Origin of the sequence: uncultured Gilvimarinus sp., assembly GCF_963972205.1 — a bacterium.
In the GTDB taxonomy this organism is placed as follows: domain Bacteria; phylum Pseudomonadota; class Gammaproteobacteria; order Pseudomonadales; family Cellvibrionaceae; genus Gilvimarinus; species Gilvimarinus japonicus.
The window spans coordinates 129,895-141,490 of sequence record NZ_CAXAUC010000003.1; the positions used below are offsets into that span (position 1 = coordinate 129,895).

General features: G+C 45.5%; 9 protein-coding genes. 3 read left to right on the plus strand and 6 right to left on the minus strand.

Features of this window, described 5'->3' with window-relative positions; all coding sequences use genetic code 11:
- Window positions 1-41 precede the first annotated feature (41 nt).
- Window positions 42-719 carry a hypothetical protein gene (locus AACY82_RS07615; protein WP_339616191.1) on the minus strand — a complete coding sequence of 226 codons (678 nt, stop codon included), beginning with the start codon at window positions 717-719 and terminating at the stop codon, window positions 42-44.
- A gap of 641 nt (window positions 720-1,360) precedes the next feature.
- Here AACY82_RS07615 and AACY82_RS07620 point away from each other — a divergent pair.
- The 3 genes from AACY82_RS07620 (at window position 1,361) to AACY82_RS07630 (ending at window position 4,661) form a co-directional block, all read left to right on the plus strand.
- A complete protein-coding gene (locus AACY82_RS07620; RefSeq protein ID WP_339616192.1) occupies window positions 1,361-2,350 on the plus strand; it encodes a sulfotransferase in 990 nt (329 codons plus the stop codon).
- A 51-nt stretch (window positions 2,351-2,401) separates the two neighbouring features.
- On the plus strand, window positions 2,402-3,367 hold the full coding sequence (locus tag AACY82_RS07625; RefSeq protein WP_339616193.1) for a hypothetical protein: 966 nt from the start codon (window positions 2,402-2,404) through the stop codon (window positions 3,365-3,367).
- A gap of 379 nt (window positions 3,368-3,746) precedes the next feature.
- Window positions 3,747-4,661 (plus strand): glycosyltransferase, encoded by a 915-nt coding sequence (locus AACY82_RS07630; RefSeq protein ID WP_339616194.1) that lies wholly within the window; start codon window positions 3,747-3,749, stop codon window positions 4,659-4,661.
- Window positions 4,662-4,770: 109 nt separating this feature from the next.
- Here AACY82_RS07630 and AACY82_RS07635 read toward each other — a convergent pair whose 3' ends face one another.
- From AACY82_RS07635 to AACY82_RS07655, 5 genes are all read right to left on the minus strand, one after another.
- The gene (locus AACY82_RS07635; protein ID WP_339616195.1) at window positions 4,771-5,475 is read right to left on the minus strand and encodes a hypothetical protein; all 705 of its coding nucleotides are present in this window, start codon (window positions 5,473-5,475) and stop codon (window positions 4,771-4,773) included.
- 5 nt (window positions 5,476-5,480) lie between these two features.
- On the minus strand, window positions 5,481-7,025 hold the full coding sequence (locus AACY82_RS07640) for an FkbM family methyltransferase (RefSeq protein ID WP_339616196.1): 1,545 nt from the start codon (window positions 7,023-7,025) through the stop codon (window positions 5,481-5,483).
- Window positions 7,026-7,196: 171 nt separating this feature from the next.
- Entirely contained in the window at window positions 7,197-7,964 is a 768-nt protein-coding gene (locus AACY82_RS07645; RefSeq protein WP_339616197.1) for a class I SAM-dependent methyltransferase, read from the minus strand.
- 242 nt (window positions 7,965-8,206) lie between these two features.
- On the minus strand, window positions 8,207-8,899 hold the full coding sequence (locus tag AACY82_RS07650) for a hypothetical protein (RefSeq protein WP_339616198.1): 693 nt from the start codon (window positions 8,897-8,899) through the stop codon (window positions 8,207-8,209).
- Between the two features lie 1,057 nt (window positions 8,900-9,956).
- Window positions 9,957-11,546 carry a hypothetical protein gene (locus AACY82_RS07655; RefSeq protein ID WP_339616199.1) on the minus strand — a complete coding sequence of 530 codons (1,590 nt, stop codon included), beginning with the start codon at window positions 11,544-11,546 and terminating at the stop codon, window positions 9,957-9,959.
- Window positions 11,547-11,596: the final 50 nt, after the last annotated feature.

Below are 11,596 nucleotides of genomic sequence, written 5' to 3' on the forward strand. Positions count from 1 at the left end.
AGATCATACAACCCCAAAAAACAAAGCCGTGGCCGCTGATATCACTGCTCTTCCAAGGCTCTTAGGCGCGCCTCCATCGCTTGGAATCTTTCGGACTGCGCGGCAATCAATGCCTGTTGCGCTTTCAGCCTTTCGTGAAGCTGTTCAATGTAGATGTGCGCCACTTCGAGCTCGTGGATAATACCTCCAATCTTTTCGGTCATGTTGATCGGTTCATCGGGCGTTGTTGGTCCGATAGCGGGCAGGTACTTTTGCGTCCACATCTGCGCCGCATGCGCTTCAATAATCGGCACCTCGAAGACCTCTGGATCAAACACACCATCGCAGGGGCTGCCGCAGGTCGGCCCCTGGCTGAGTATCCCGTCGGGACCGACACTCAACCAAAGATCCTCGCCTCTTACCGTTTGGCCTGCAAAGTTGATTCGGTCGTCGAGGAAGATGAGCTGTGACTTCACCTGATTGGCATTGTTGACCGCGAGGAACCGCCGGTTCTCGCTATCGGTACGGAAACGGACTTGCACGGGCCCGCCATCGCCGCTTTCGAAATAGGACAACTGTACGCCACTTCCATAGGTGTGCAGCTGTCCCTCTGGGGAGTTGGTGCCAATACCAACGTTACCATCACTGTTGATAAAAAGGGCATCCTGAGCGTATGACGAGGCGGCGCTAGCTGTCAGCGCCAGGGCTGCAGCAAAAAGACCAACGCGTGAATTTGACATATCTATACCTTTTGGTGGCTATTATTTTGACTATTTCTCGATGAAGGGCGGCATCCTGCCTGATCCGGAACAGCAAGCAGAGCCGCCCGGGCTAGAAACTCAGTTATCAAGTACCCCAAGCCGCCGTTCGAACGCGCGAGTCATTTCCGATTCCTAAGAGATCGCCCCAAAAATTCTGTCAATTTTCTCCCCTTCAGCCGGTGTGGTCAAGTAGCATGCGACAACTCAGTTAAGCGGCCCGCTCCCTTTAACTATTGCTTCCTATGCATTAGAACTCATACAACTCAATATAGAATGCAATCGTTACATCTAACCAACACAGTGATGCACTCGAAAATATCCAACACTGCTTCGACGCGCACTTAAAACAAGCAAAAAAGCCCTCCGCCAACTCATCATCCAAACACTTTCCCTGTGACACCCTCTGCCGTATGCTCTGTCTACATGCCTGTGGATACCACTTGAAATCAAGAAGCGGTGCACTTAAGCTCCCTACCCTCGCCCTGCAACTATTTCTTGGCAGCCGTACGCCTAGCAACATCCTGAAAGTTGTCGGCAGGCATTAAAGCCTCATTCAAGATAGGGGAAGCATGGTCTAATATAGGCTCTGATAACGAGTTCGAGTTTAAGGTAAGGCGATTATGGATGTTTTTGTGTTTGGCGTCGGCCGCTCCGGCACTACAATGATGTACCGGCTTGTACAACAAGCGTATCTGCAAAAATTTGGAAGCGATTTCAAGTCAACATACGAACCGTTTATTTGGAACAGAGAGCTCTTCAACGATCTTTATGAGAATGTTGGTTCATTGTTCGGGAAAACTGCATCATTATCTATAGACGGGATTTACCATCATCTTTCGCTACCACTATTCTGCGGGGCATCAACTGGGAACCAGCTCCAGAATAATGAATTTTTCGATCACTTTGCAGCCCAAAAATCGCCCACCAAGCCACACGTGGCGAAGTTGATACGCGCCAACGGACGCATGACGTTATTTCGGCGCCTGAACCCTTCGGCAAAATTTATTCTCATGGTACGTAATCCGATCGATGTACTTAATTCGGTCAAGCACAAGTTCTCATTTTTCGGCGATGATTTTTATCCTTCAGATTATCCGAGATTCTGTCGTGAGCTCGGTGACAAGTTGATCAAACAACCATCCGAGACAACCTGGGCAACGAGGAGTGCCGAGTATGTTTATCAAATGAACCTTGCAGCAGTCGAGTTCGGCATCAGAGATAAGAACACCATGATCGTTGAATACGATAAGTATAAAGGCGAGCCGCCAGAAATCGCGAAAAATCTGTGTGATTTTCTCGGTTTGGAGTTCAGCGAAGCCATCGGCAGGACTGCGACGACGTCAAAAGGCCCGGTGACCTCTTCAGTTTCATTGAGCCAAAGCGAGTTCGAGCAAGCCTTGGAATATGGGAGACTGCATCAACAAATGTGTGAAAATTTCAGTCTGCAGAGTCCATTCACCACAGACCGTATCCGCCAACGATACGAAGGTCATTGTACTCGACCTGACATGGATACAACCTATGAAGGACTAGTTACCAACCAGCTGCGTAGAATTATATTGACGCAGAAGAAGGAGCTCGAGCAGCTGAGAGGTTGCAAGGGTGCTTAACGTTAGGGGTGAAGAATCACTATTGCTGAGGTTCAACTATAGACCAACGCCATGAAAAAAACCTCTATCCACATGCATAACACTCGATTGTTCCCCAAGAATCTTGGTGCCGCGGCTTATAAGCTGACCGGGATAGCTGCTCAGTGCGACTGGGCTATTATGAGCGACCAGAAGACAGGTGACTTTTATGTTCATGGTGACCTCTCGCGCTCTCCTCGTACGGTGTTCCTCTCAATGCGAGGCTTTTTTGCATCTATTCCGTACTTTTATGAGAATATTTTGCCAAAAATTGAAAGTCAGTTTATTTTGATTACCGGTTCCGAGGATTTGACCATCCCCAACCAGATAGATAAGAGATGGAGAGCATTTCGCCCAGATGAAAAAGAAACAATTTATCGCATCCTTGAGGACCACAGACTTGTTCACTGGTTTGCCGAGAATCGGGATACAGTGCTTCCCAGAATGTCGACACTCCCGATCGGGTATGTCTTTAGTGGCCCACAGAGTCACTCAGCTGCGATTGAAAGCCGGCCTTGTGTACCAATTAAAGACCGTCCCCTTCGTGCTCTCTGCAGCCACCGGGTAAGACCCGGCCCACAGTGGGAGACTCGACGGCAGGTCACCAACCTAAGTATGACAAAGTTCAGCGAGTTGGTGACAATAGTGAATCAAGAGGTGAGCGAAACCAAATTTCTCAATTTAATTGAGGAGCATGCTTTCGTACTATGTGTGCAAGGAGGAGGCATCGACCCTTCCCCCAAGGCATGGACCGCTATTGCACATGGATCAATCCCCATCATCGCGTCATCACCCCTTGATGACGCCTACTCCCAACTCCCTGTAGCATTTGTGAATGGGTGGGACGAACATTCACTGAGCGAAAAAAAGTTGCGTGAATGGATTCAACGGCTTGCGCCGTACTACGATAACCCGGAGATGCGCCTTAAGGTCGTGGAAAAACTTCAACTCGATTACTGGTGGAAGCAAATCACTAACACCTATCCAAAGAGCTATTGATCCAGCTGTCTTTGCGTGTCGCATGCAACGATCGGATGTCGATTTGAGCTTGAACACGCCCCTTTACTTATTGCTTTCTGTAGCCGAAATATGGCGGTCGTCGACTAAGCTCTTGTCGCTGCCACTATTAGGAGTTAGAAGTTGGCTGAGAATACACTGTAATCCCCCAACCAACCTTTCTCGCCCTGGCAGAACTAGCAATACAGTGACGCATCAGAAGTAAATTTGAATAGTGCAAGTGGATATTTTAGACAACACGACAGTGCAAATATTTTAAGATATAATTGCCCGCAAAAGAAATAGGTGATCTGGGTCGGGGTGATTTTCGCTCAGCCAGCCTAAATGGGCAGATCTGCAAGCAATATGGACGAGGACTCTCATGTCAAACGATAAAGTGCATTCCCAGAAGTTCGATCTTTCAATCATCGTTATCTTCCATGAGATGCAGCGTGAGGCCTGTCGTACGCTATTCTCATTGAGCAAGGAATTTCAAGAACACGCCGAGAACCTCTCGTATGAAGTAATAGCGATTGACAATGGATCCAAAAAGCCGCTAGGAGAACACTTCGTTAAGCAATTTGGCGAGCACTTCCGCTATGAATACTTTGACACACAGTCGGTTTCGCCTGCAACTGCAGTTAATCATGGTGTTCGCCTCGCGGAAGGGGAATTTGTCGCAATTATTGTAGACGGCGCACGGATGGCATCCTCCGGTCTTGTTTCAAAAACGCTAGCATCTGCAAAGTGGCTGTCAGAGCCGGCCGTTTTTTCTCTGTCATGGCACCTGGGTCCAGAAGTGCAGAACGTCTCAATGCTTTCGGGATATAACCAGTCGGTTGAAGACGAGCTGTTGGAATCCGTAAACTGGAGAGAGGACGGCCGAAAGCTTTTTGATATATCGGTTCTCGCCCAAGCGTCTAGCAGAGGGTTTTTAGGAGGAGTGCCCGGTGAATTTAGCTGGATCTGCGTAAGGAAGGCGATGTTTACCAGTCTCGGCGGGTTCAATGAGGCATTCACATCAAGAGGCGGAGGGCTGGTGAATCAAGATTTTCGCAATCGACTTATGACGACTCCGGGTATTGAGCCGCTGTTGGTCCTCGGCGAAGGAGTCTTTCATCAATTTCACGGTGGCGTGGCAACTAACGTACCTATGAAGCAGCACCCCAGAGATGAATTTCGTGCCGAATATGAACGAATTTGTGGCAAACCGCACGAACGCTCCAGTACGCCGGAGCCCCTGTACTTTGGAACAATGCCTAGCAATGCCTTGAAGTTTGTTGCTCGCTCGAGCTAGACGATAACGCACCTGTCTATAACGAGCATGAGCCCCCTATGTGTTAGAGCCATTGCCCTCTAAAACTACAGCCAACACCATTCCAACACATAGGGAAAATCACACTTCATCAATCTTCTTTTGCAATCAAATAATACACGCTACCTCTATCACTTAATGCCTCATTAGACTCCAGCTCATTAAAATGGCTATCAATCACATTCCAATTTTTACTACAAATCAATTTATCAAACGATTCTCGTGAATACCTTGAGCCCCAATCCCAATTGGGAGCAGGGCTAACAAAATAGTCTTCTGCATTGGATTCCATTGAAACAACATTTTGGACAATTAAAAAGTTTCTAGCGAGAGCATATGATTTATCAAGCACTTCTTCTGGGTTACCTAGATGATACAACCCTCCTATATTAGCGACGACATCGTACTGCCTTTGGACTGTTAAATCATTCACGTCCTGCCTAACAAAAAAACAGTTCTCCACCTCTAAAACTTTTTTTATTTTTTCAGCATTTCCAAAATGTTTTGCCTTGCCATTATCCAACCCATAGCTCCTTGAGTAACCTAAGTGAACAGAAAGCATAGCGTAATAACCATCCGCACAAAATAACTCCATAAATTCAGCTTCGCTACTAACATTTACTTTTAACTTACTCAGAGCGTAGAGCATATATGAAACTATTGTTGGCTCTTTACACTTTTGATTGGTCGAAAAAAATGTATTCGCGGTATTTTTTACACCAAACAACTCGTAAGAGTGATACAGTCTACCCAAGTCATTCAGCTGCTCTTCTTTTGTTTTCTTACTTTCTGTCAAAATCTCTAGCCTCGCCACTCAATCTGATTGGCAACTTTATCAAAATACACCTTGAATGAGTCATACTCTACACGCCAATTCAACTTATAAAGAGGAGAAGACTCCACCTTAACAGCCTCTCTAACCATACCTTTTTGCACTGAAACTGCCGCAGAATCATACTTAAAAACGGTTTTAGCCCATTCCTTCCGAAACTCTTCATCCACTTGCAATAGATATCCAAATAAGTAATGAAACCAAAAGTAGGGGTACATTTTAGATTTCGACTTGGCGACTGATTGTTCTGGATTTTTCGGAATAATAAAATCTCCATTATCGTGAAGCTCAAGATCTCGCCTACAACTCCAAAACCTCTTAACTTCATCATACCAGCTATTGATAATATACGATCCTGGAGCCGACGCTATAAACCACGAAGCAATTTTTCGATCTAGTAATTTTTCTTTCCGAAAACAAAAAAAATCATGATGCTCATCTTTCTCAAGCCATGACTCTAACGAAGAAACTGGATAAGTCGTTGAATCAACCCAAACACCACCAAACCTTTTAAGCAAAGCAACTCTCACTACATCAGATAGAGCTTGCAGCGTCATCCCACCAACATCGACACCAAAACCCTCAAGCAAACACTCGACATCTGCTTTATCTAAGACATAGAAATTATAGTCTGGATTTAGATTTCGCCACCCTTCGAAACACTTTTTTACCAACTTAGGTGCGTGCCCTTCGCCCTGATACCACATTGACCAAATGACATTTGGAAAAGGCTTTTCCTGAACAGCTAACTTTTCTGAAAACAACTTAGCAAAAAGAACATTACCCCTCACTTTAACCTGATAACCCAAACTACTTAACCTTGAGATAAAATGCAGCTTAGGAGAGCACCCCTCTCTCTCTGGACTTATATCAACAGCTATTTTTTTTGGTCTGATATTTCCTAAGCCGTCCAGTATCTCCAACTCCACACCTTCAGCCTCTAACTTTAAAAAATCGATAGCATCAATATTATTTTTATTGGCATAAGAATTAAGGGTGATTACTGATATTTCCTCTGTTGACAATACGGCACCACTATCAGGCGTTAAAATTGAATGCTCAACATTGCTCGACGACACATGAAACTTCACAACCCCATCGGAATTATACAAGCCGAGATCATTAACAATCACATTTCTTTTTTCTTTAAAATTCTTCAAACAAGCGTTAAAATTATTCACATTAGGTTCAAATATGTGCACTTGACGAGCCATCTTCTGTGCACTTATACTAAACCCGCCAACGTAACCTCCACAATCTATGACAACATCACCCTCTTCAACTTCCACAAAACCCGGGAGGCTATACTTTCTTTTCAACCATTCTTCATAACCGCACAAAATATGGATATATATTATATCCGGCATCGGCTTGGAAAAATAAACCAAAGAACTATTCTGCTCTATTTTTACAAAATCATCTTCAGATATAATCTCCGTATTCTCCAGCTGATCAAACTCCTTAGAAAGAAAACTAAAAAAATCTTCTTTCTGACTTTCACTGAGCGTCAGCACTGAGTCGAGACTCTCTTTTAAAAATCTCGTAACCTGTCGAGACTTACTGGGAAAATACCTATTGCTTGAGTAATTCTCTTTTATGTTAAAAGCCATACCACCCTTTATACCTCAAAAAACCTTAGCCCTCACAACAAACAAGCTCAAAACACTACAGACCTAGCCAGACAACTACTTAAAATAAGTCTTTAAAAAGTTTTTACACTTCATCATTAACGGCTGCGATGAGCGCACGGAACCCAACTCTCTTTTAAACTCGGAGAACTTGTCGGACTCGTTCATCACTTGACCTTCTATAAAGCTCGAAAACACATTTGCGGAATTATTCAACGCAATAACATAGATTGAATCAGGAAGCAGCTGACCAGAGAATAGGATATTTTTCTTTTTTAGAAAAACATTCGATTTTTTGATAGCATCAAATATTAGATTGGCATCATGAAATACAATCAACGCGTCATTGCCGCATGTAGACAAGCAAAACTTAAAGTCTCTATATGCTGCTCGGTTAGTATGCTCTCCATCAATAAAGCATAAGTCCGGCTCGCTCACTATATCAGCTTTGTCCAACGAGCTTGTGCAAGCGTCATAGGTTACTATTCTATCTAGTGACTTTCCGCCTTCCGCCTTAGCAATATTATCCAGCATTCGTTGCGTTGAATTCCCTTCATATTCATAAACCCTGAAGCGCTCATCAGGTTGCGATAACGGCCTTTTGTCAATTGAATAAATTAACACACAGAGCGGGTCTCTAAAATGGGGGAGAATTGTTCCTCCCAAATGAGAGCCAATTTCAAGGTAAATATATGAACTTGATTTTCTTCGAACAAACTGTTGAACAAGCAAAAGAGAACGCTTATCAGACTTTGTGGTTTGCGATCCCACCCCTTTAAACGCAGCGATATCACAGCTGTTAACAGCTTGAACAATATCAACCATAGAACCGTCCTTATATTATTTATATATTAGAATCATCAACCACAGGATTCAACAAAACACAAACACCAAAAAATCTCAACTGGATAGTCAGCCCTGAAAAGCGAGGACTGATAATATAAAATACAACATCCCTACTACCGACATCATAAAAAATAACCTAACTAAACCTCATCATTCACCTTGGCATCTCCTCAACCTCAAAAACTTCTCTTCGACATCAAACAGAAATTAAACATTTACTTTCACTCATCATGCAAGCTTAACAACTTTTCATAAATCACGGGATCAGACAACGACTCAAAATTCGACCCTTCAGTTTGATTAACCAACTCTTCCGTAAAAAACTCTTCGTTAGGCTTATCGATCAACCCAAGTTTAAGCGAAACATTATCAATTTTTATAACATACGAGTCTGAAGGCAAGTCAAAATTAACCAGTAACACTGGACGCCTTTCAATTAGCTTAAGTAAAGCAGTATTATATTCTTCCCATAACTTTACACTGTCTTCCAACTCAAACTTATTTCTATGCTCTAATGATTTAGCTACTTTGTATGGGTAACGAAAAGAAGCAATATATTTAAATGTAACTTGATCACCCAAAAACTCTTCCCACGCTCCTATAAAAAACAGTATTCTCGGGTCTTTTATCCCTACCACAGGCTCATCACCATACTTGCTTAGTATTGCCATCAGCTCATCTTTTTCTTTATTCGAGAAGCATTCAACATAACAAGGAGAATCCCAAGAAGCTCCTTTAGAGTTAAAAACTTTTTCATGAAATTGATATATCTGTTTATTTTCCTTATTACCTTTTTTATTGAAAGGAGCATAATTGACAACATCACCAAGGTACAACCCTCTTGCCTCTAAACTCCCTGCCAAGCAACTAGTTCCACTTCGATGCATGCCTGTTATAATAATAAATTCTCTCATTTCAATTCTTCTATTGATGGGTTAACATTTTTCATGGCGCAATCTCCACCAGAAAACTAGACACTCGATGTGCAAAATTTTTGTTCGAACAACTCGGGGGTGGAAAATCTTAAAGCTCTGTGGCTCGAAGCTCGATTGTAGTCAACTTCGACATACTCGAAAACCCACTTATGCATGTTTTTTCTACTTGGTAAAGGCTCGCCAATATGGACTCCACCTTCACCGATTGGAAAAACTCTCGACACAAGCATTACCCCAACAATTATCTTTTCGGATCATGCTTTGCATCAAACCGTAACTTACAGACGTTTGGCGGCATAGGTTTAATGCATTTTGGCTTCCACATTCATGCGCTCACTTATCGACCGAGAGTACATGCCTATAATCACGACCAAGTATAGCCACCCTGCCTGTATAAAGGTAGGCGATATCGTCTACTCATTTCTGGTCAGGGTGCTCCGCGCTGAAACCCTACCCCAGAAGGTTCAGTGTCACAGGCTTCACATGATCGTTATCCGTTGTGATCTTGAATAGCTTCGCTGTCTTTGGTGCCAGCCCTGAGGGCCTCTGACTTACGCGCACGACTTTGGCATCAAAGCCTCGATACTCAGCCACAGAAAGCAGGTGTCGACAGACTCTGGACCCAGTGACTATGAACGGCCCAACTGCGGCGCTAGAGTAGCTAGAAGCAGAAGAAAAAATTGACGTGAGATACTGGCATATCGACAGGGAGTAGGCGCATTATTCGACAACTCTGTTCTGTGCCACGGGTAATGCGCGTCTAGCGAAGTAGCTACTACGCCTGCAAGCTTTGCCGCACTGCGCCCGAGGGGGGAAGCCAGCGGGTGAAAGAGCTGCGCCAGCGTTCACCACAGAGCTTTGGAAACCGAGCATTCAAATTATATTATAGGTTGCTTACTTAACAAAGGAGCTTACGGACAGGAAGAGGCAGATCCGCTGACAGAGCTTCTGCGTCGAAACGTGCGGTAGCTGCCAGCTCACCTCAGGAAGCGGCGAGCCAGCAAATATCCGTCAATGCATCGAACTAAGTACTACTTCAATTCAGCTCGCCCAGACGTTTTTCGAGCCGCTCAATTGCTTCGCCCTGCCGCTCAATCAACTCCTGCTGCTGGATCGTATACAGCGTCAGCTCCTCGATCTTTTCCAGTAGACGGAGCTGGAATTCAGTATGGTTGAGCCCATTTTCATTGACGTCACGTGCAGAGGGTACGTTTGGCAGGTGACTGTTTTTATCTATAAAAGTTTTGAGTTCCTGAATGCTCATCAGGACGTAATCGTCCTCGAATACGTAATCAGGCACATTGAGCGTCATGCCATTAGACACGATTGCGCCGTTGACGCGCAGGCTTGTTGCATCGACCTCCATCAGATTATCGTTAGCCGTTTGCCCGAGGAATTGGATAAGCCCATCACCGAATACAATTTGGCTCTCCGCCTGGTTGTCGCTGTTGACGGCAAGAAAACGACGATTGGTGGAGTCCGACTTAAAGCGCAACTGGACAGCATTGTTGTCCGTACTTTCAATTAACGGGATCACATTTCCACTCCGTTTAATGTGCATCGCACCCGCTGGTGCGTTGGTCCCAACCCCCACGTCGCCATTGGCCGTAATAAAAATCGAATCGGACGGCGCTCCCGGCTTGATCCGGAACGGCAGCTTGCTGCCGTTGGTCACATCCCGGATGAAAAAATTGGCTTCGTTACCAGCGACATCCCAGGTCTGCGCGGTAAAGCCAGAGCTGCCATCCTGCTCAAGTCGCAAGGTGGGCGAATCGCCGTCCGCCATATGGGCTTCTACGACGGGGGCGCTGGTGCCGAAGCCGACCCTGCCACTATCGTCGATGTACAACGAGTTGCTGGGGGCTGACCCCTCAACTGTGAACGGAATGCTCGCCGCCGTTATGTCTTCGATCGAAAACCTATTCAGGCCACCATTGGCGCTATCGTTCGCTGTTAGTTGCCAGTCGTGGTTCGGGAAACTTCCCGAGGTACTGGTGTCGTCGAACTTGATCCGGGTGTTGTTTTCCTTTATCCGAATGGTGTCGAAACCGAAGTTTTCGCTGCTAGCGCAGTCCGTACCGACGCACAAGCTGCCCTGGATCTCGACATCTTGGACAAACGTCTGCTCTTGAGTAGCTCCGTATTCGACGGTTTGCTCGCTGGCTCCGTTCGTGGCTAGTAAATTTGAACCACTGTGAGACACTTCTGCGAGATTCGACGAAACGATCTGGCCGCCGCGAACCGAGAACGCGCCAAATCCGCCCTGAAGCGGTTCGGTTCTTACCGGTTGAGTACTGTTGCGGTCAGACGACAAACCGTGACTGCCCATGACCCGCAGCTCATAGCGATAGGTGCCATCGGGCAGCCCATCTTGAGCCATGACGGTTGGGATAAACTCGATCCGCTCACCAGCTTCAAAGCTCTTGCGCAGGTGAAAACCTTCCGGGCCCGTGATTATCATGTCTACTTCAGTTTCCAGCCCCACAATGTCTTTCGATTCAAACACCAAGGCATCGGACAGCGTGTGGCGCTCGTAGAGGGCCGCATCCTGAGCGGTGGCCCCCGAGCAAATCACGGCGATGGCTGCAGCGAATATAGTCACTTGAATTGTCTTGGATGTGCTCACTGTCTGATCCTCTTGACTTACATTGGCGGTGGAGTACCGCCTCTATTGTT

Excerpts from the sequence above, each read along its gene's own strand:
- AACY82_RS07645 (WP_339616197.1), bottom strand. The coding sequence starts at position 7,964 with ATGGTTGATATTGTTCAAGCTGTTAACAGCTGTGATATCGCTGCGTTT.
- AACY82_RS07615 (WP_339616191.1), bottom strand. The coding sequence starts at position 719 with ATGTCAAATTCACGCGTTGGTCTTTTTGCTGCAGCCCTGGCGCTGACA.
- AACY82_RS07650 (WP_339616198.1), bottom strand. The coding sequence starts at position 8,899 with ATGAGAGAATTTATTATTATAACAGGCATGCATCGAAGTGGAACTAGT.
- AACY82_RS07630 (WP_339616194.1), top strand. The coding sequence starts at position 3,747 with ATGTCAAACGATAAAGTGCATTCCCAGAAGTTCGATCTTTCAATCATC.
- AACY82_RS07620 (WP_339616192.1), top strand. The coding sequence starts at position 1,361 with ATGGATGTTTTTGTGTTTGGCGTCGGCCGCTCCGGCACTACAATGATG.
- AACY82_RS07625 (WP_339616193.1), top strand. The coding sequence starts at position 2,402 with ATGAAAAAAACCTCTATCCACATGCATAACACTCGATTGTTCCCCAAG.